Here is an 18699-nt window from a genome sequence, read left to right as displayed (position 1 = left end):
ACCAGCCCTGTCGAACCGCTGACCACGAAAACGCAGGAATGCCTGATTGGTATCCGTGAATTACTGGGTTTCCATTCACGGCTCGCGTCAACGATTGTGTCCTGGATTGATCCTCCCGGTGCGCTCGTGCGCCACACTTTCATTCATATTACGTACCATTAAAAATGTTACCTTTGTTGTTGCTGAATTAATATATCATCGATCGACGCTGGTGTACCGAGCGAACGTTCGCAAGACAGCATCGAGATCGTCGATTTCGTCGGGGTCACAGTGGATGGTCGAATGGATCGGACGAGACTGATGGATCAGTAGTCGGTCGTCCGTTAGTTCGACGTGGTCGACCGCCGTCCACGGATAAAACCGAGCGAAAACCTTCCGCTTACTGTGGAGTCCATCAGCAGTGATCGAAATCGTGCGGTTGCCCGGATGGCGGGGAATCAGCACGAATCCAGCGATCATCACGAGTAAGAACCCGTACTGCAGTGCGATATCGATTGCCAGATACGGTCCGGCTATCACGGGAATGCTGAGTCCACCGAACAGCAACGAAAGCCAGGAGAGCCTTTGCTGGCGCACTGGCGGTTGGATCCCGACGAACGAGTGGTTACATCTGGTTTTCCCGAGCTGCCAGTTCGCCCAGTGCGTTCGACATAGCGCTCCCACGGCGAGTCCTACTGGGATGGCGATCGTTCCACAGATGAGCGCTGCTGAGAGTGTGGACGGTGCGACGCCGAGCGAATTTGGATGGGGAACGAACAAGACGACAGCGAACCAACACACACCGAGCAGCGGTGGAATCAACGGTCGGTGGCCGCGTCCAAGCCAGCGGATGTGGTCTGGACGGCGTGTTGCCCACCAGCCTCCGCCGATGACCGCGCCACAGAGTTGGCCGAGCACACCCAGGAACAACGCGAACGTTGATGTGAACCCACTCCACACGAGCAGCTGCCAGGCCACGGGACCGAACACAACGGCGACGAAACAGCCCAGCAGAAGCCGCACCTCTGGGTCGATTTCGTCTGCCGATTCGGTTGCAGAGACCATATTGTAGCTACCAATCATACTTACGAAATGTTTGTGGTCGGAATTCGACACGCATACCAGCGTATCGGCTGGCATTCCGCCATGGACGATGCACAGCAGACTGTGAGCGAGTTTCTCACAACACACGATCTGGAGTGCCCACCCGAATATCGGCTGCTCGATCTCGTCGCTGAGGTTGGCGAACTCACGGCAAACGCCACCGAGAGCACCGACTACGGAGCCACTCCCGATTCGCTCTCGATCGATCCCGATGAACTCGGTGACGTGTTGTTTGCAGCGATTGCGCTCGCGGAGAGCCAGTCAATCGACGCCAATGATGCGCTCGTGGGTGCGCTCGAAAAATACGAACGCCGGATCGAAACGACGGGATCGGCCGGCTCTGGGGAGTGATCAGAGCCCATCGAGAAAGTGATCGAATGCGCCGCTCTCTGGATGACAGTGACAGTAGGTGCCCAGCGTCCGATGTTCGGTGAGCCCATCCATTCCGTCCACAATACCAGTTCCTCGCTCGAGTTCGAACGCGAATCTGGCGTCGGTGTCAACGCTGGCACTGGAGTAGTGAAACTCGTGACCACGAAGCGTCTGGCCGGTCGATGCTGTCAGGGTGTCGGCAGTCGCCGTTAGCTCGACATGGTCCAGCGCCTGATAGCGCTCGTGCATTCGAACGTTCGCCGGAAGCACGCCAGCCATCTCGTGGGTCGCTCCGTCGGTCGTCGTGAGTGTGTCGGCCAGCGCGAGCAGCCCGCCACACTCACCGAGAACGGGACAACCATCGGCCGCACGGTCGGCAATAGCCGACAGCGTCTGGCTCTCGGCGAGTGAGTCGGCAAAGAGTTCCGGATACCCTCCCGGCAGGTAGATTCCATCGCACGGCACCAGTGGATCGTCTGCGAGCACAGAGACGGTCTCCACTGACGCGCGCTCGCGAAGCCGTTCGATCGTCGCTGGATAGGCAAAACAGAACGCATCGTCACTGGCGACGGCGATGGTGTGCTCAGTGCTGTCCTGTGGCGAGGCTACCGGAGGAGTGGTCGGCTCGCGAGAGCAGTCAGCAATCGCCTCGAAATCGAGCGATTCGCTTGCCCGAGCGAGCACGTCCGAATCGAGCGGTGACTCCGACCCGCGTTCGAGCCCAAGATGGCGGTCAGGAATCTCCAGCGCGTCAGTCGGCGGAATACGGCCACAGTACGTGATTTCCTCTGGGAGTGCCGAGACGATGCCCGATTCGTGTCGACCGCCGTGAGCGCGCTGGGCGATCATCCCAACGACATCGATCGACCGGCCGGCGTGTGTTGCATACTCCGAAAATCCGTGTACTGTCGCGGCGACGCTCTCCATGCCCGCGCTGGCGTCGACCACCAGAATCACTGGCAAATCAAGCGTTTCGGCCACCATGGCTGTGCTCGAACCATCGCCGTCATAGAGCCCCATCACCCCCTCGACAACGCAAATGTCGCCCGATCCGCGGGCGTAGTTCCGTCGGAGGCCAGCAGCGCCCTGCAGCCAGCAATCGAGCGTTCTGGAGGGCCGTCCGGCAACCTGTTCGTGGTGGGACGGATCAATGAAATCCGGACCGGCCTTTGCGGGCTGGACCGACCAGCCCTCGGCGGAGAGGCCCTCAAGGACAGCGAGGGTAGCGACAGTTTTTCCCACCCCCGATCGAGTGCCAGCGAGCACAACCCCCTTCATGGTTCGACGGGAGCCGATTCGAGCAGTCGATCGTACACTGCAATCGTCTGATCTCGCACGCGCGCCATCGAAATGCCATTGGCTGTGGCAAGCGCGAGCGCGCCACCCATCCCCGCACCCTCTTTGGCGTGGCCGGCCTCGTAGGCGTCGAACGCTGGGTGTGACTCCGCATCGAATCCAGGATCGGTCACCGTGAGCGAGAAGTCAAGATCGTCTGCCAGCGACTGGATTGGTGCGGTGTCATCTGCCCCAACGAACGACGTTGTTGCTATCTCCAGCGGCTCGCTACACCCAGCGTGGCGGACGAGCGCAACAACGGCTGCCATCTGTGTTCCCCCACCCAGAGTGACGGCACATCCAGTTTCGAGCGCACCGACAGTGAGCCCCGCAACCGTCGCCAGCACGGGATCACCCAGCGTTCGAAGGGCATCAATCGGTCGGTTGGCGAACGCACCGGGTTCGTGGTTCAGTGCTGTCAATGCCGCTTCAACCACGGTCCGCTTCAGTTCGAGGGGGTTGTCAGCCAGCGAAGACGAAACCGACGCTCGTTCACCCAGTGCCGTCAGGACAGCGAGTGCTGTGGTAGTCCCCCCCGGAATCGTCTCACCGATCGTGAGCGTGTCGGTGGGGAGCCGCTCGCCGAGCGATTTTCCGGCTGTAAACGCCGACCGGGCCGATTGAACCGCCGGCGGCGATCGAATGTCGTCGCCTGGGGTGTTCGCTATCGAAATCGTTGGAGCTGCCGTTGGATGCTCAAGACCGCCGTCGATCGGCGTCGCTGAACGCTCCAGTGTTTCGAGGACGGCCCGCGTGATAACCGCTGGCGTCGGACAGCCGGTCGGACTCACCGGAACGATCGAACTCGACACTGGCTTGCCGTAATAAACAATTTCCAGGTCCGCACTCGGCGTGTGTGCGAGAAGCTCTGGACTCGCCCCTGCGGCACTGATCCCTGGGATCCGCGCCGTCGCAGTCGAACCACCGACCAGAACGAACATCACCGTGTACGCCTCCACCGACGTGAACGAACTGTTTCCATCTGCTGTGACACCAGTACAATATCTCTAGTTCAAGTCTACTTTAATTCACCGCTGTTTCAACAAAATATGATAGATAACACCACACACAATAATTTCTATTGATATTATCCGATGTTCTTTCATGCCTATTCCATTAATTATATATTGATTGGATTCTACAACAAAACAAGTTCGGTTGGAATAATTACAGTGAAATTGAATGCGCCCACTAATCCATGACCGACGAAACACTGCTCCTCATCGGCTGTGGTCGCGGAAACGGACGAGACGTACTCGAAACACACGCCGAACGGCTCGAAACACAGACAGAAACGGACCGAATCACCACTGTTACTTACGACACAGAACCCGAAGACGAGCTGGCGGCGACGCTCTCGAAGGTGGCGGGTGAGCGAGTGTACGTGATGGTGTTAGAGATGGCGCGAACCCCCACGACCGAGCACGCACTGATTCCACAGTTAGCACACATTCCTGGAGACGTGCACCTCTGTCGGCCGCCGGGTCGGAGTGCAATCGTTACGAACGTCATTGCGGACGTGGTTCGAGACTGTACGCCAGCCGATGAATCCTCACCGCTGGTTGTTGTCGGTCGTGGGAGTCCTTCAACGCCGTACAGTCGAGCGGTAACAACATATCACGCCAATCGGTTAGAGCGGAGGGGACCAGCTGATGATGTCCATCCGTGCTATCTGCTGGAGGATCCAGCGGTTGAGGCCGTCACAGAGCGCCTGCAATGTGAGTCCGCGGTCGCCGTTGGGCTCTGGATGGCCGATTCACCGCTACGCAACGACCGCCTGCGATCGACACTGTCCGGTTGTCACACCGAATTCACGATCACACGTCCGATCGGGAAGCATTCTGGTATCACGACGGCCATTCTAGCTGAGCTTTGTGCACAGCAGACGATCGGAGAAGCCACCGTCACAGGGGTTGGCCCCCATCCGCCCGCACCCGCTCGGCCAAGCGTGGGCGGTCCGCCGCCCGCCGGTGATCAGTTGGTCACCGAGTCTCGCTCGTTCGCCGGACGGCGAGGACCGAGAGGGGAGTGAACGCTGACTGGGCTGGTTGGCCAGAAAGCGCCGCAAGCGTCGTTCGGTGGATCCGTTCGTCTGGCATGGTGAGTCGTTCCATGACGAGCGCCGTCGCAGACGGAGAGGCTCCTTCTTTGAGCAACCACTCGGCGATCGCTTCGGGCATCCAGTCGCCCGGCCGCGGGAGAACAAGCAGATGGCGTTGACCCACGTCGGTCGCCAGCCGTTCGAGGGCGTCAGTCAGTGGTCCTCGCTGGTGGAGTGTCACAAACGTGGTGTCCTCCATTGGGGTCCTGGCACGGCTCGCAGCGATCTGGACCGACGAGATCCCCGGTACCACGCGCACCGGTTGATCAACGGCAGCCTCAATTTTTCCCAGAAACTGATAGCCCGAATGGTTGGGATCGCCCATCAGGACGGCCGTCCCGCTCGCACCACCTCTGGTCTGTTCGGCGAATCGCTCGATCTGTGAGGCTTCAGTCTCGTATCCACACGGCAGTACCGTTCCGTCAATCCGATCACGGACCAGCTCAATCACCGTTTCGAAGCCAACAACCACGTCGGCACCAGTCAGTGCCTGGTCGGCTCGTGGCGTAAGAAAGTCCAGATTGCCGGGACCGACACCCACGGCAAACACCGGATCGGTCGGCGACGTCTCCTCAGGGGTTGCGGTCGCGATCAACGCCGGATCCCGGTGGTCGTTGCCCTCAGTCATCCGTGTCCACCGTGATCTCGCCGTCGTTCGCGTCGGCTGCAACGTGAACGAGCTCGTTTGTGAGCCCGGCTGCCAGCCCGCTACCGCCCCGTCGACCGACGGCAGTGACGATTGGCACGCCGGTCGTCGTTGCAACCGACCGGAGTCGCTCTTTTGCCGTGTGGGCCTTCACGAAGCCAACCGGTGTGGCAACAACCACCGCGGGCCGGGTACCGTCCTCAATGCAGTCGGCCAGCGCAAGCGCGGCCGTTGGTGCGTTCCCGACAACGGCAATTGCATCGTCGTATCGACCATCACGATCGAGCGTGAGGACGGCGGCCGCGGTTCGGGTCATGCCAGTGCGCTCGGCCAGCTCGGTCCCGTGACCGATCGCTGCGGTCACCGAACACTGGTGGCCCCGATTCGTGATACCTGACTGCACCATCGATACGTCGGTGATGATCGTCCTGTTCTCACGCACTGCGCGGCCGCCAGCGCGTGCGGGCTCATTGGCCACCCGGAGCAGATACTGAAACTCCGGGTCTCCAGTTGCGTGGACGGCCTTCTGTCGGAGCCGGTCGTCGAGCGTTTCGTCCGGGACGAGCTCGCGAACGCGATCCATGCTCGTCGTGGCAATCGCCATCGCCTCCTGGGTGGTTGCTCCGAGATCAGCGTAGGACTCTGGCGTCGAGTCCTCGGTCATGGCAGCTCACCCGCCGGCGTGCTGCGTCGTTCGATTTCGCCCTCGACACTGAGCGGAATATTTTCGAGTGCATCCTCGATCTCATCGCTTGCGTCGAACAGCCCTCGGTCAATCGCATCGAGAATCGTTTCCGCAATGTTTGCCAGTGCCCAGGGATTTTCTTCCCGGAACCACTCCTGGCGGTCGGAATCGAGCGCGTACGCCTCGGTCAGTTCGGTCCAGAGATGGTCGCTGATGACCCCGGTGGTTGCATCCCAGCCAAACACGACATCTACTGTGGTCGAGAGATCGCCACCGCCTTTGTATCCGTGCTCTGTCATGCTATCGATCCACTCGGGATTGAGAACGCGCGCACGCATCGCCTTTCGCACCTTCTGTTCGTTCGTGTACACCGTAATGGCGTCCGGATCGGACGAATCACCCACGTAGGAGGCGGGCTCGCTCCCCGACAGGTTGGTGACTGCGGTGATGAATCCGCCGTGGAACGCATACCAGTCCGAGCTGTCGAACTCGTCCTGTTCGGCGGTGTCTTCGATCTTGACCGTCGCCTCAACGGCGCGCAATCGCCGTTCGAACGCCTCGTGGGCCCCACTCACCCGTCCACGGTCGTCGAGCGCGTAGCCACCCCACTGAACGTACACGTCGGCGAGGTCGTCCTGGTCGTCCCAGTTCCCCTCATCGACGGCCTTGTTCGTCCCTGCACCGTAGCCCCCCGGTCGTGTCGTGAACACTCGGTGGCTGGCCGCAGTGCGGGGGTCATCGACGCCCTCGGCTTCGAGCTGTTCGATCTCGGTTTCGACGTGTTTTTTCACGTAGTTCATCTCGTGGGACTCATCGAGTTCGCACACCGTTTCGACGGCGTCGTGGATTACGGATGCGGCCTGCGGGAACGCATCCCGAAACAGCCCAGACACCCTGGTCGTCACGTCGATCCGTGGTCTACCGAGCTCTTCTAGCTCGATCGGCTCGACGGCCTCGACGCGACCGGCGTCGGTCCACACCGGTCGTACGCCCATCAGCGCGAGTACTTTCGCGATCGTCTCCCCACGGGTCCGGACGGTGGGGGTCCCCCAGGCGACCACGCCTATGGTCTCCGGATACGCTCCCGTCGATTCGAGATGCTGATCGAGGACGCCAGCTGCAAGTTCACGCCCCACTCGCCAGGCCGACTGTGCCGGCACCTTCCGGGGATCGAGCGTGTAGAAGTTTCGACCAGTCGGGAGCAAATCCACTCCACCACGTGTTGGAGCACCGCTCCCGCCAGGGGGAACGTACGTACCATCGAGTGCGTCCGCCGTCCGACCGAGCTCCGCGCTCGCCGCCTGGAGTCGTGGCGCAACCGTCTGACAGATGAACGAGAGCGCTGTGCGGAGCCGTTCGGGCGCGCCATCGATCGCGGCACGCTCACCAAGTGGATCGACTGATGCGACGAGCTCAGTAAGCGATAGCCCAGCGTCGTCGGCTGGAGAGGAAGGCTGAAATCCTTCTGCAGCGAGCGTGGCCACCAGCTCGTGTGCGGTCTCCGAAACGATGTCTGCGGCGTTTGCGTATGTGGTGCCAAGCTGCTCATCGTAGGTACTTGGCTCGTTGCGCAGCCGGTCGTAGTCGATGCCGAGCACGCCCGCCACACTTTCGTGGAGGCTTGGCCCGCCGGCGTTCTCGAGGCGTGTGAGTGCAACGATGAACTCGACGAGTCGTTCGCCTGCGGGTGGCTCTCCCATCGTGTGGAGCCCCATTCTGATCTGTGTCGTCTTCACGTCGGTGAGATACTCGTGAATCCGCTCGACGAGCGTTTCGGTCGAAAGCGACGCGACCGGCTTCCCGTCTGGACAGAGTTCGGGACCGAGATCCTGTTCTTCGACGTGCTCTCGAAGGAGCGTCGCCAGCTCCGCTCCGTCGTCACTCCGGGCGGTTTCCATCCCTGGCTCTCTGAACTGGTCGGCAAGCTCCTCTAAGGTGGACAGCTCGTCGTATGTACCGGCGTCAGTCATCACCGGCGTGAGATAATCGACGATCGTGGCGTACGATCGCCGTGTTGCCTGTGTTCCCTCTCCGGGGTTGTTGATGATGTACGGATAGACGTTTGGCAGTGCGCCGACGAGCTGGTCTGGCGCACTTCCACCATCCAGGCCGACCGTCTTCCCAGGAAGCCACTCGAGACTCCCGTGGGTCCCACAGTGGACGACCGCGTGGGCGTCAAACTCGTGGCGTAGCCAGCCGTAAAACGCCAGATAATCGTGAGGGGGCCAGAGATCCGAGTCATGATACACCTTCGAGGGGTCCATCCCGAATCCCCGCGGCGGCTGGATCGTCACGAGCACGTTGGAGAACTCCACGCCGGGAATCGCGAAGGGTCGAACAGGAGGATCGCCCCACTCCTCTAGCATCCCCGCCTGGAATCGATCGTTGGTTTGCTCGAACCACTCGGCGTACTGCTCCGGTTCGACGACGTCGACGCTCAGCGAGCGAACGTCTGCCGGATCGACCCACCGACCGTCGAGAGTGAGCTGTTGGATGAGCCGATCGATGAGTGCTGACCCGTCCGTGGGAACCGCATCACCGAGATCGTATCCCCGTTCATCGAGCGTTTCGAGCAGGTTTACCGTACTCTCAGGGGTGTCGAGGCCAAACGCCGTACCGATGCCATCATCGCTTGGGGGATAGTTGTGCAACACGACCGCGATTCGTTTTTCCTCCTGAGGCGTTCGCCGGAGGGACGCCCAGTTCACGGCGAGCTCGGCGGCGTGGTCGATACGATCCTCGATCGGGAAATGCTGTTTCGGTGCAGAGCCAATCCCTGCGCTGTCGGTGGTGGGTTCTTTCCCGCTAATCGGGTGCGTGATGACCGTTCCATCGAACTCCGGGAGCGCTACCGAAAGCGCGAGCTCGAATCCCATCACGCCAGTGTCACTCGATTGATACCGCGACCGCGAACGCATCGTGGTGATCGTCTGGAGAACGGGAACGCCGAGTCGTTCGAGAAACAGCTCGGTGAGCGAGTCTCCTTCGTCGTCGGCTGTCCGGCCTCGTTCGGCCATCGAAAGCGAGAACATGAACGACGAACAGATGCAATCGACAATCGGCTCGCCTTGATCGTCGAGCAACCAGTTCTCAGTCACCCATTCGGCGTCGTGCTGGTCAGCGCTGTCCGTCACTGGATTGCAGAAAATCGCGAGCGCGTCGGCCCCACGCGCTTCGATCGCACGCACGAGCGCGTCGACGTAGCGCGTGTTCTCGTGGGTCCAGTGCGACTCGTAGAACCAGATCCCGATCGTTGGTCGATCCGGTTCGAACCTTGCCCGCAGCTCTGGATACGATATCCCCGGATACTCAGGGTGGTAGACGCCCTCGGTCGGAAGCGACACCGGCTCGTCGTACTCCCGCGGGTATCCAACCGCGTCCGCGAGATACCGAATGCAGTTGGCAACATTGTTCGTCCCGCCCCGTTCGAGATACGCAGAGACGCGCTCGTGAACCCTCGGAGTGACTGTCGTGTCCGCACGCGCGAACGCGTCGCCAGTCGACTTGACGACGACTGGCACGCTCGCCTCACCCAGGCGCTCGGTCGCCCGCTCGTAGCCGGGCATGCTCTGTTCGCTGCCGTGCAGCCAGAAAATCGCCGCCGCTGCGTCTGTCAGTTCGTCCAGAAACGACTCAATGGCCATCGGATCATCGAGGTCGCTCTCCGACCTGACGACCAGATCGATCCCATCGAGCTGATTTGTGGCCGCCTGGATCGCGCCGAGCTCGTTTTCTGTCGCCGTGTATAGTCCAATCGTTGGCATAATTTTATTAAACTTCTTTTGTCTTAATGCAAGTATGATTGAATTCGGCAGTGCAAAAAACGTTGTGCCTCCTCGACCGACGTTCGATTCGATCGTGGGACAGGATTCATTGAAGGAGGCACTCTCGGTGGTCGCCGTCGACGATGGGCTTGGCGGACTGTTGATTCAGGGCGAAAAGGGGACGGCAAAATCAACAGCAGTGCGCGCACTTTCAGGTCACTGTCCGTCGCAGACGGTGGTTGCCGACTGTCCGTATGGGTGTGCGCCTGATTCTTCGTTGCAGTGTGAATCCTGCGAAAGCAAGTCCTCACCAGAGACGACCGAACGTGCTGTCCCGCTGGTGACGGTGCCGCTTGGAGCAACGCGTGACCGTCTGGTGGGGACACTGTCGATCGAAGACGCGCTGGCCGGAACGTACAGCTTCGATCCGGGGCTACTCGCACGGGCGAATCGAGGCTTTCTCTACGTCGATGAGGTGAACCTCCTTGCGGACCACCTCGTCGATCTGTTGCTCGATGTATCAGCAAGTGGCATCAATCACGTCGAACGCGACGGCGTGAGCGTCAGTCATCCGGCCGCATTCACACTGATTGGGACGATGAATCCCGAAGAGGGCGATCTCCGTCCGCAGTTGCGCGACCGGTTCGATCTCCAGGTGACGGTGACGGCATGTGAGGATCTCAACCAGCGAACGGCGATCATTGAGCGTGCACTCGAGAACGGCCAGTCCACCTCGAAACGTGAGCAGACCAGGGTGAGCGACGAACTTGCCACAGCCAGAGAGTGCCGTGACGATGTCCAAATCTCCTCGTCACAGCTCCGAACGGTCGCACAAATCTGCCGTGACGCTGCAATCGACGGCCATCGAGGCGATATCGCCATCGCGCGGACGGCGATCACCCTCGCGTCGCTCGATTCGCGCTCAACTGTCATCGACGCAGACGTACAGCAGGCCGCTGAGTACTGTCTCCCACACCGGCTTCACTCCGACCCGCTCGACAAACCACAATCAGTCTCCGATCTGCTCGAAGATTCCTCCGAATCGGAACAATCGAACGACTCCGACCCCGAGCCGTCGGGTGAGCCTGAAACCGAAAACGCAGCATCGACTGACAACGGCGTCGAATCGAACGAGGACGATGATGGCGAAGAGACGGAAGGTCAGCCGGTGCCACGGCTTCCCGGAACGTCTGTTGAACCACCAGGAACCGCAGACGGGCCGTCACTTCCGTCGCTATCGGAGAGTAGTCCGATCGACAACGAGGGATCGAGAGCCCAGACTGACCCGGTGCCAACCGGCGATGGTCCTCGCCACAGGGCAACGCCGGATGCACCGAGCGATGGAGGGACAATCGACACCGCTGCGTCGGTTCGCGCCGCGGCACGGAGCGGTCGGGTCGCGCCGTCCGCCCGTGATCTTCGATATTCGGTCCGGGCGGATACGTCCGCAAGTCTGGTGGTGTTCGTGGTCGACGCCAGCGCATCGATGCGGTCGGCAATGTCCGCAACGAAGGCCATCGTCCTTGAACTCCTGGATGAGGCCTACACCAGCAGAGACCGCGTCGCTGTAATAGCCGTTGCCGGCGAATCCGCTGGCGTTCTCGTCCCGCCAACGGACAGCGTTGCTCAGGCTGCCCGCCATCTCAAGGAACTTCCGTCCGGAAATCAGACGCCGTTGGCCGATGGACTCGCGACTGCCGTCGAGGTGATCGACCGAGCAGCACCGGCAACAAGTTGCGTGGTGTGTCTCACCGATGGACGCGCGACTGGTACAGATGAGCGTCCCCTTGCACGAATCCGCTCGGCGGCAGAGCAACTCGGTGAGTGTGCGGATGCAACGATTCTCGTCGGCGCTGGCAATGAACACGCGGGTGCCCTTGATGCGATCGCAACCCAAACGGACGCAGATCGCTGCTCGTTGGCTGAGTTGTCTGCCACCCGTATCGACAGCACAGTTGGTAGTTGCTGATGTAACCCAAAGTTTTACAATCGAGTTTGTAGTAACTAAAATATAGTTTATGAGTTCAGTGCCACATACGGTACACGGACGGCTCGAACGAACGATGCAATCGGTATCGCCGATCAAATTGGCGGTGATCGTCGCAGTGATTCTGGCGATCGGATGTACGCTGTTGTTCGTTCAGGAGCCGATGGTCCACGACTCGTTTCACGACTTTCGCCACGCTGTTGGTGTGCCATGTCACTGAGCGCTGCGCGTGGATCGCTTCGTCGCGGCACACTGGCGGGAGCTATCGGTGGCACAGTGTTTGGACTGTTTCTGGCGACGGTGGTTACACCGTTGATTGCGCACGCAGAAACCTTCGAGGCCGGCCACGAGCACGGCTCTGGCCACGCGCTGTCCGGACTGGTGACGACGCTGGTGAGCACCCTGGGTGGGATGCTGTTCGGGTTGTTGCTCGGCGTCGTGGTGTTCGGGGCCGGATACTATCTTCTCGAACCCGTGTTACCGTCACCAGCACGGATACAGTCTTACTTGCTCGGCTGTTTCGGTTTCGTGATCGTGTCTGGCGCGCCGTGGCTGGTCGTTCCACCACAGCCACCGGGCATGACGGCATCGCTGTCGACGGGAGCGCGGATCGGCTGGTACGTGGTGATGATGGGGATCGGCGCGCTGGCGTGTGCCATTGGAGCGATGGTCGCCCGACAGATTGATCGGTCTCGTCTTCAGCGATACGCTCTCGGTGCGCTCGCTGGTGTGAGCATTCTCGGCGCTGGTGTTGTCCTCGCTCCAACCGTTTCGGTCTCTGGGCCGATCCCACAATCGGTTGCACATGGATTTCGCTGGGTGTCGATCGGTGGGCAGCTCGGACTGTGGTTCGTGCTTGCGAGCGTCCACGCGTGGCTGGGTTAATCAACACACACCAGACGGACCCCACGGGCTCTCACGAACGAGCACTGACCGGTGGGAGAGAACGCTCAACTGCTCGCAGTACAATCAGTTACCCGTGAACAGCGACGGCTCATCACTAGCAATTCAACTCGCTGATACGACCGCGCGGATCGTCAACACCGTTGGTGGCTGGATGTTGGTGTTGATTGGTGGCCTCGGTCTGCTATCGGCGGTGGGCCACGCGATCCAGCGCCCTGCTGCCTTCGGAATCACACTACTCATGGGATTGGTCTGGGTGCTGTTGGTTACGGTTGGCCTTGTCGTAACGCCACGCGGCCGCGAACGACTCGCTCGACGGGGAAATCCATCCGAATTCGGCACCGCCCACCGCGTAGACGAACGTACGATCCGAACTGATCGCAGTTTTCAGTGTGTTAGCTGTGACACTGATCGTCATCAGGGATTGGAGCGCCGGTTCACCGAGGCGTTCGTCGTGGCCGGCGTTAGGATGGCCACACTGAGCGAAACAGCCAATTACTACTGCCCGACGTGTGCGCTCTCAGAGCGCACCGTCCGCTCTGACGATTCGACCGCCCCAGAGCGAACGCGAGAGTACTGATCACACGTCACGGTGAGTGAACAGCCAGCTCGCGACGATCGTGAAGACGATCGTTGCACCCAGGAGCACAACCGTATCGAGCACTTCGTACGTTCCCTCAAGCAACAGCGGCGTCGGTTCGTAGTAGGCCATTGGGGTGAGCGAGCCGAGCCAATCATAGGTCTCTCCGGCTGCCGTCACCGACTCGACGAGAAACAGGACCAGAACCACACCGGCACCAGCACGCTGTGCGATTGCCGATCGAGAGACCACCACCGAAAACAGCGCGCCGATCGACGCACAAACGGCGAAATACGGGATCGAAAGGAGATGAACGAGCACGACGCGAACCGGCTCGATCGGCTCACCGAGAAGGACGCTGCCACCGTAGACGACGAGGCCAGCAATCACGTTGATGGCAACGATTGGTGCTCCAACCGCCAGTAGCTTTTCGAGGAATAAACGCGTGCGAGAATGTGGAAAGGTAAGAATCAGATCGAGGCGATCGTGTTCGATGTCATCGGCAATGAGTCCGCCGGTCGAGTACGCAAAATAGAGGCCAAAGCCAAACACCCAGAGAAAGGTATAGAGCTCCGTGGCGAGAAAGCCCTCGATCGTCGCGAGTGTGACGATATTCAGCGCTTCGAGCATCGACGGTGGCAACGCGTCCATCGCCACCGCGAGACTTTCGGTGTCGAGCACCGAGTAGTACCAGAGAAAAAACGCCGTGAGAACGGCCACACCAACCGATAGCCAGAGTGTAGACCGACGACGCCGGGCGATCTCAAAGCGGGTGGTCTCAAACATCGGTCGCCTCCGTGTCATCGTTTCCGTAGAAGTGCATGAAAATATCTTCGAGCGGGGGCTCTCTGATTTCGATTTCCTGAACCGAACAGTCTGCGAGCGTCTCGAGCAGTCGATCGTACGGGCCGGCGTACGTACACCGAATTGAACTGCCGACGGTAGTCACATCGAACGCGCCTTCGAGCGTCTTGAACGGGGTTGGATCGCCGGTCTCCGTCTGTACGTGCACTCGTTTGCCACCGCCATCGAGCAGTGTCTCCATCGATTCCAGCGCGACGAGCGATCCATCCCGGAGGATACCAACCCGGTCACACACGTGACGAACCTCGCTCAGTATGTGTGACGAAAAGAAGATCGTCGTTCCCCGATCGCGCTCGGCCCGGAGAAACTCATTGAACTGTTCTTGTTTCAGTGGATCGAGCCCTGAGGTTGGCTCGTCTAGCACGACGAGCGCTGGATCGTGCATAAACGCCTGAATGATGGCGAGCTGCTGTGCATTCCCAGATGAGTACTCCCGGATTGGTCGCTCAAGTGGTGGCGAAAACCGCTCTAAGAGATCACCACGTCGAGAGTCTCCCTTCACGGCTGCGTGATAGTCCAGAAGCTCGTTTCCGGTCACATCTTCAGGAAAGCCTATCTCTGCCGGCACGTAGCCGATTTCTGCCTTTGTGGCCGTCAGTGCCGAGCGGTCTCGGACGGAGACGTCAAACACCCGTACGTTGCCGGCTGTCGGCGCGATTAACCCCAGTATCGTCCGAATTGTCGTCGTTTTCCCGGCCCCATTCGGCCCGAGAAAGCCGAAAATTTCCCCACGCTCGACTGCAAACGAGAGTGACTCCACTCCGACAGTCTCGCCGTACGTCTTCGTGAGTGAGTCAACCACAATCGATGCCATGCGGTTAGTATACTTCTTTAACCAGATATCAATTCTGGTTATATAATTATAATCCATGCCTGCCTCTAACGATTTTGATACAAACTTTCACATTCAGGAATCAAAATCACAGACATTCCAGACACCGCGAGCGAACGGATCAGGGTCGGGTGATCCGAAACGGCTCGCGGGCGGGCTCACCCTTCAACCGGGAACAACTCGTGTAACAACGAATGAGTCTCGCCACAGCCCTCGAGGATCGCCTCACCATCGGCTCTGAGCCGTCGCATCGATCGTTCGGCCTCCCTGAGTGCGAGCAGCCGCCCGCGGAGATAGTCGTACTCCGGGTCGTTTGAAGGTGTATTGGCCAGTTTCGCCTCAAGGTCGACGAGCGCGCCGTCGAGATGGCGTTCGAGTTCGGCCAACGATTCAGCGTTTATTAGCGCGCCGATTGGTCCATCGAGATTCCCCTCAAGTTCGGCCAGTGCGTGTTCACGAATTGCGGGTCGGTCGATACCAAGTACGTTACAGAGCCCTACACGGAGGGCTTCGAGTTCGTCACAGCTCATGTTTGAGAACGGTGTGAACGCGGTCGGTTACGATGCTGTCCCGATCGAGATGGGACGAAACGATTCGTTCTGCATCGCCGGATGAGACGCCACGGTACCAGACACCGTCGGGATACACGGCCACCATTGGGCCATCACCACACTGACCAAGACAGGACGAGCGTGTAATCTGCACATCAGTACTCTCACAATCTCGAACGGACTGTCGAAGTTGTTCCAGTACGGCGAGCGCACCATCGTCGGCACAGGTTCGATTGGTGCAGACCGAAACGTGTCGCTCTGGGGCGTCGTGGGCGTGTCGATGTGGTTTCGAGCGATCCGCGTGCTCGATCTGGTGGGCCACTGCACGGAACGTTGCCTGGGCACCACCCAGTTCGCCGGTGAATCCATCGAGATCGACCTTGTACTTACAGGTGTCACACGAGAGATCGACGGCATTTGCCCGAGCCTGCTCTCGCCGATCGGCGAGCACGTCAAACAGCCGCTCGTCCGTTCCGATCGGTTCCGCAGAGCCGACCGAGAGCGAGGGATACTCGCCGTCGAACGACGTCGCGCGGTCACGAATCCGCTGGGTCAACACGCCGTCGCCGAGCATGTACGGAACGACAACGACCGCGTCTGGTCGGTGTTTCGCAATGGTGTGGAGCCCTTCGGTGAGCGTGGGCTCTGTGATTCCAATAAAGGCGGTCTTGACCCGCTCGAACGGGCGGCCTTCATACAGAAGACGTGCGACTTTCGTCGCATCACCGTTCGCGTCAGGATCGCTGGAGCCACGTGCACAGAGAATGACCGCGAGGTGATCGGTGTCGCGATCGACGCCCAGTTTGCGCTCGGTGGCTCGCACGCGCTCGTCCAGTATTGTCACCACAGCCGGATGGACGCCGATCGGGCCACCCATCTCGAGCTGTAGCTCCGGATGGCGGTCTCTGGCCTGATTCACGGCGAGCGGGAGATCAGCTTTCACGTGGCTGGCCCCAAACAGCGACAGCGGCAGAACCGTCACCGTAGACACCGACGGCGCGAGCCCGTCTATTGCGTCGCCGATCGACGGCGACGCCAGCTCGAGAAAGGCCACATCGACTGGCACGCGAACCTGCGCTTCGAATTCGGCCGCTAGCGCTCGAACCTGCTCGTTCGAGCGTTCTCGACGGGAGCCGTGTCCGACGAGCACGATCGCCTCATCGCTCGCCGTTCGAGTCATTCCGGATCACCGTGCAACTCGCCAACGCTGCGTTCGAGTGCGCGTTCGACGCTCCGACGGAGCTTTTTCCGGCGGGCCGGCTCGTACAGCCCAGAGTCGTCGCTTCGGGCATACCACCAGCGCGTACACGCCCCGAACTCGGTAGCGTCTGCGAGTCCAAACCAGTAGCCACCGGAACTGCTTTCTTCGATGGAATTCGTGAGCACCGTCGGCTCGCTCATCCTGAGCTGGCGACGTATCTCCTGGAGGACGCCACGGTCGTCGTGAACGAACGATACGCCAACGGTCGCGCTCGATTCGCGAAAGCAAATCGTCCCACACGACTCCAGGAGTCCGCGGCACAGCTGTCGGCGATGCAATTCAAATCGTTCCAGCTCCGGACAGACATATTCTTCACGGGCGTCGATGCCGAGTTGATCGGTGAGTCGATCTATCGCGCGGGCACCGAGCGAATATCGGAGTTCGAACGTCTCTTCGAAGCGGGTGATAGTGGCGTCGTGTGCCGACCGATTGGCCGCTGTTTCGTGAGAGAGGCTACTCGGCTGGTTCCCAATCGACTGCAGCCGACTGGCGAGATTTCGATCACTGAAACGGACGACAATGGCGTCGTCGGTGATGCTCCCATTACCGATAATGTGGCCCCACAGATAGGCCGTTCTGGCGGTTGGGGTTGTAAACGACGCCACCACGGAATCGTCACTCATCGTGGCTCACCGACACGTCGATCGCATCGAACGGACACGCAGCTGCTGCCCGTTTGGCTGCTGTGATCGATTCGTCGTCACACTCGACCGTCATGGTCGGACTCGGAGTCTTTCCCGCGATCGTGGCCAGTCCATCCGACGCCTCAACGAATCGCTCGTCATGGACCAGACAGGCAAAGACGCCCTCACACGCCGTTCGATCGAGCCGAACGCAGTACTCAGTAGTCATACTTCGATTCGTACCCCCGTGGCGTCACCATTCGGCCGTCGAAAACGTACGTCTCGTCGTTTCCGATGATGATCGTGGTCGTCATGTCGACGAGGTCGGTCTCGCCGTATGATTCGAGTGCTTCGAGCTCAACGATAGCAGTCCGTTCGTCGTCTCGACCCGCGCCGTGAACGATACCGACGGGCGTTGATGGCGCTCTGTGCTCGGTGAGAATCTCACAGCAACGCTGAAAATTCGCTCGTCGTTTTCGCGACCATGGGTTGTAGATCGCGATCGTGAAACCCTCTCTGGCGATCGCTTCGAGCCGCGATTCGATCGTTTCCATCGGCGTGAGGTGATCGGACAGCGAGATACTGACGCTGTCGTTCACCAGTGGTGCACCCAGGCGTGCGCCACAGGATTGTGCCGCCGGAACCCCGGGGATCACGTCGAACGCAACATCGCTTGCGCTCGCACCCTTCGATTCGAGGATTTCGAGAGCAAGGCCGGCAAGTGCATACACGTTCGGGTCGCCACTGCCGATGATGGCCACCGAATTACCAGCAAGCGCCCGGTCTACGGCCTCTTCCGTTCTGGATACCTCACCACACATCGGCGTCGTATAACACTCCTCGACTCCTTTGAGAATCGACTCGTCGAGTAGATCGACGTAGGTGGTGTAGCCAACGATCTGATCGACCGACGACAGTGTTTCTATGGCCCGGCGGGTCATCCCCTCTGGATGGCCGGGGCCGATCCCCACAGCTGTCAACGTTCCGGCCGGGCCATCGAACGAATCGACATGTCGGTCGACTTGGTCGGTTGTCGTTCGTTTCGACGCCGCGTTTGCACACGACGACGCGCCATTCGTTGTTGTCTGTCCACAATCTGTTGTGTCTGTCAT

19 protein-coding genes are annotated in these 18699 nt (G+C 60.1%); 6 read left to right on the top strand and 13 right to left on the bottom strand.

Annotated features, from left to right (window positions below; all coding sequences use genetic code 11):
- Positions 1 to 195: 195 nt before the first annotated feature.
- The gene (locus JXQ78_RS02230) at positions 196 to 1062 is read right to left on the bottom strand and encodes a hypothetical protein (RefSeq protein WP_330631849.1); all 867 of its coding nucleotides are present in this window, start codon (positions 1060 to 1062) and stop codon (positions 196 to 198) included.
- A 63-nt stretch (positions 1063 to 1125) separates the two neighbouring features.
- On the opposite strand from JXQ78_RS02230, the gene JXQ78_RS02225 reads away from it, so the two are divergent.
- Positions 1126 to 1434 carry a MazG nucleotide pyrophosphohydrolase domain-containing protein gene (locus tag JXQ78_RS02225; RefSeq protein ID WP_330631848.1) on the top strand — a complete coding sequence of 103 codons (309 nt, stop codon included), beginning with the start codon at positions 1126 to 1128 and terminating at the stop codon, positions 1432 to 1434.
- On the opposite strand, the gene JXQ78_RS02220 is transcribed toward JXQ78_RS02225, so the two are convergent.
- On the bottom strand, positions 1435 to 2733 hold the full coding sequence (locus tag JXQ78_RS02220; protein ID WP_330631847.1) for a cobyrinic acid a,c-diamide synthase: 1299 nt from the start codon (positions 2731 to 2733) through the stop codon (positions 1435 to 1437).
- The gene (gene cobT, locus JXQ78_RS02215) at positions 2730 to 3749 is read right to left on the bottom strand and encodes a nicotinate mononucleotide-dependent phosphoribosyltransferase CobT (RefSeq protein WP_330631846.1); all 1020 of its coding nucleotides are present in this window, start codon (positions 3747 to 3749) and stop codon (positions 2730 to 2732) included. The genes JXQ78_RS02220 and cobT overlap by 4 nt, the downstream gene beginning before the upstream one ends.
- Before the next feature lie 239 nt (positions 3750 to 3988).
- Here cobT and JXQ78_RS02210 point away from each other — a divergent pair, with 239 nt between their 5' ends.
- Positions 3989 to 4822, top strand: a complete 834-nt coding sequence (locus JXQ78_RS02210) for a hypothetical protein (protein WP_330631845.1) — start codon at positions 3989 to 3991, stop codon at positions 4820 to 4822.
- Here JXQ78_RS02210 and JXQ78_RS02205 read toward each other — a convergent pair.
- Genes JXQ78_RS02205 through cobN form a run of 3 tightly spaced genes read right to left on the bottom strand, consistent with a single transcriptional unit; the run spans position 4773 to position 9986 of the window.
- Entirely contained in the window at positions 4773 to 5519 is a 747-nt protein-coding gene (locus tag JXQ78_RS02205; RefSeq protein ID WP_330631844.1) for a cobalt-precorrin-7 (C(5))-methyltransferase, read from the bottom strand. The two genes, JXQ78_RS02210 and JXQ78_RS02205, sit on opposite strands and share 50 nt — an antisense overlap.
- On the bottom strand, positions 5512 to 6201 hold the full coding sequence (locus JXQ78_RS02200) for a precorrin-8X methylmutase (RefSeq protein WP_330631843.1): 690 nt from the start codon (positions 6199 to 6201) through the stop codon (positions 5512 to 5514). Before JXQ78_RS02200 ends, JXQ78_RS02205 begins: the two co-directional genes overlap by 8 nt.
- A complete protein-coding gene (gene cobN / locus JXQ78_RS02195; RefSeq protein ID WP_330631842.1) occupies positions 6198 to 9986 on the bottom strand; it encodes a cobaltochelatase subunit CobN in 3789 nt (1262 codons plus the stop codon). The genes JXQ78_RS02200 and cobN overlap by 4 nt, the downstream gene beginning before the upstream one ends.
- A 34-nt stretch (positions 9987 to 10020) precedes the next feature.
- On the opposite strand from cobN, the gene JXQ78_RS02190 reads away from it, so the two are divergent.
- The 4 genes from JXQ78_RS02190 to JXQ78_RS02175 are packed head-to-tail and all read left to right on the top strand — an operon-like array spanning position 10021 to position 13456.
- Positions 10021 to 11955: a VWA domain-containing protein gene (locus JXQ78_RS02190; RefSeq protein ID WP_330631841.1), complete on the top strand. Its 1935-nt coding sequence runs from the start codon at positions 10021 to 10023 to the stop codon at positions 11953 to 11955.
- A 49-nt stretch (positions 11956 to 12004) separates the two neighbouring features.
- Positions 12005 to 12193 carry a CbtB domain-containing protein gene (locus JXQ78_RS02185; protein ID WP_330631840.1) on the top strand — a complete coding sequence of 63 codons (189 nt, stop codon included), beginning with the start codon at positions 12005 to 12007 and terminating at the stop codon, positions 12191 to 12193.
- A complete protein-coding gene (locus tag JXQ78_RS02180; protein ID WP_330631839.1) occupies positions 12184 to 12858 on the top strand; it encodes a CbtA family protein in 675 nt (224 codons plus the stop codon). Before JXQ78_RS02185 ends, JXQ78_RS02180 begins: the two co-directional genes overlap by 10 nt.
- Complete coding sequence (locus JXQ78_RS02175) at positions 12830 to 13456, top strand: hypothetical protein (RefSeq protein WP_330632856.1); 627 nt, start codon at positions 12830 to 12832, stop codon at positions 13454 to 13456. The genes JXQ78_RS02180 and JXQ78_RS02175 overlap by 29 nt, the downstream gene beginning before the upstream one ends.
- On the opposite strand, the gene JXQ78_RS02170 is transcribed toward JXQ78_RS02175, so the two are convergent.
- The 7 genes from JXQ78_RS02170 to cobJ all read right to left on the bottom strand — a co-directional run bounded on the left by JXQ78_RS02170 (position 13457) and on the right by cobJ (position 18699).
- Positions 13457 to 14242, bottom strand: coding sequence for an ABC transporter permease subunit (locus JXQ78_RS02170; protein WP_330631838.1), 786 nt, complete (start codon positions 14240 to 14242; stop codon positions 13457 to 13459).
- Positions 14235 to 15134: an ABC transporter ATP-binding protein gene (locus JXQ78_RS02165; protein ID WP_330631837.1), complete on the bottom strand. Its 900-nt coding sequence runs from the start codon at positions 15132 to 15134 to the stop codon at positions 14235 to 14237. Before JXQ78_RS02165 ends, JXQ78_RS02170 begins: the two co-directional genes overlap by 8 nt.
- A gap of 176 nt (positions 15135 to 15310) precedes the next feature.
- Positions 15311 to 15682, bottom strand: a complete 372-nt coding sequence (locus JXQ78_RS02160; RefSeq protein WP_330631836.1) for a DUF3209 family protein — start codon at positions 15680 to 15682, stop codon at positions 15311 to 15313.
- On the bottom strand, positions 15672 to 16883 hold the full coding sequence (locus tag JXQ78_RS02155; protein ID WP_330631835.1) for a CbiX/SirB N-terminal domain-containing protein: 1212 nt from the start codon (positions 16881 to 16883) through the stop codon (positions 15672 to 15674). The genes JXQ78_RS02160 and JXQ78_RS02155 overlap by 11 nt, the downstream gene beginning before the upstream one ends.
- Complete coding sequence (locus JXQ78_RS02150; RefSeq protein ID WP_330631834.1) at positions 16880 to 17587, bottom strand: cobalamin biosynthesis protein; 708 nt, start codon at positions 17585 to 17587, stop codon at positions 16880 to 16882. Before JXQ78_RS02150 ends, JXQ78_RS02155 begins: the two co-directional genes overlap by 4 nt.
- Positions 17580 to 17816 carry a ferredoxin gene (locus tag JXQ78_RS02145; RefSeq protein ID WP_330631833.1) on the bottom strand — a complete coding sequence of 79 codons (237 nt, stop codon included), beginning with the start codon at positions 17814 to 17816 and terminating at the stop codon, positions 17580 to 17582. The genes JXQ78_RS02150 and JXQ78_RS02145 overlap by 8 nt, the downstream gene beginning before the upstream one ends.
- Positions 17806 to 18699 carry a precorrin-3B C(17)-methyltransferase gene (gene cobJ / locus JXQ78_RS02140; RefSeq protein WP_330631832.1) on the bottom strand — a complete coding sequence of 298 codons (894 nt, stop codon included), beginning with the start codon at positions 18697 to 18699 and terminating at the stop codon, positions 17806 to 17808. The genes JXQ78_RS02145 and cobJ overlap by 11 nt, the downstream gene beginning before the upstream one ends.

Origin of the sequence: Halocatena halophila (assembly GCA_027563145.1) — an archaeon.
Taxonomy (GTDB): Archaea; Halobacteriota; Halobacteria; order Halobacteriales; family Haloarculaceae; genus Halocatena; species Halocatena halophila.
Note: the sequence above shows the minus strand (reverse complement) of the source record. Positions and strands in the feature narration are given on the sequence as shown.

Coding starts and splice junctions, on each gene's coding strand:
- JXQ78_RS02230 (WP_330631849.1), bottom strand. CDS start 1,062: ATGATTGGTAGCTACAATATGGTCTCTGCAACCGAATCGGCAGACGAA.
- JXQ78_RS02225 (WP_330631848.1), top strand. CDS start 1,126: ATGGACGATGCACAGCAGACTGTGAGCGAGTTTCTCACAACACACGAT.
- JXQ78_RS02220 (WP_330631847.1), bottom strand. CDS start 2,733: ATGAAGGGGGTTGTGCTCGCTGGCACTCGATCGGGGGTGGGAAAAACT.
- JXQ78_RS02210 (WP_330631845.1), top strand. CDS start 3,989: ATGACCGACGAAACACTGCTCCTCATCGGCTGTGGTCGCGGAAACGGA.
- JXQ78_RS02205 (WP_330631844.1), bottom strand. CDS start 5,519: ATGACTGAGGGCAACGACCACCGGGATCCGGCGTTGATCGCGACCGCA.
- JXQ78_RS02200 (WP_330631843.1), bottom strand. CDS start 6,201: ATGACCGAGGACTCGACGCCAGAGTCCTACGCTGATCTCGGAGCAACC.
- cobN (WP_330631842.1), bottom strand. CDS start 9,986: ATGCCAACGATTGGACTATACACGGCGACAGAAAACGAGCTCGGCGCG.
- JXQ78_RS02190 (WP_330631841.1), top strand. CDS start 10,021: ATGATTGAATTCGGCAGTGCAAAAAACGTTGTGCCTCCTCGACCGACG.
- JXQ78_RS02185 (WP_330631840.1), top strand. CDS start 12,005: ATGAGTTCAGTGCCACATACGGTACACGGACGGCTCGAACGAACGATG.
- JXQ78_RS02180 (WP_330631839.1), top strand. CDS start 12,184: ATGTCACTGAGCGCTGCGCGTGGATCGCTTCGTCGCGGCACACTGGCG.
- JXQ78_RS02170 (WP_330631838.1), bottom strand. CDS start 14,242: ATGTTTGAGACCACCCGCTTTGAGATCGCCCGGCGTCGTCGGTCTACA.
- JXQ78_RS02165 (WP_330631837.1), bottom strand. CDS start 15,134: ATGGCATCGATTGTGGTTGACTCACTCACGAAGACGTACGGCGAGACT.
- JXQ78_RS02160 (WP_330631836.1), bottom strand. CDS start 15,682: ATGAGCTGTGACGAACTCGAAGCCCTCCGTGTAGGGCTCTGTAACGTA.
- JXQ78_RS02155 (WP_330631835.1), bottom strand. CDS start 16,883: ATGACTCGAACGGCGAGCGATGAGGCGATCGTGCTCGTCGGACACGGC.
- JXQ78_RS02150 (WP_330631834.1), bottom strand. CDS start 17,587: ATGAGTGACGATTCCGTGGTGGCGTCGTTTACAACCCCAACCGCCAGA.
- JXQ78_RS02145 (WP_330631833.1), bottom strand. CDS start 17,816: ATGACTACTGAGTACTGCGTTCGGCTCGATCGAACGGCGTGTGAGGGC.
- cobJ (WP_330631832.1), bottom strand. CDS start 18,699: ATGACAGACACAACAGATTGTGGACAGACAACAACGAATGGCGCGTCG.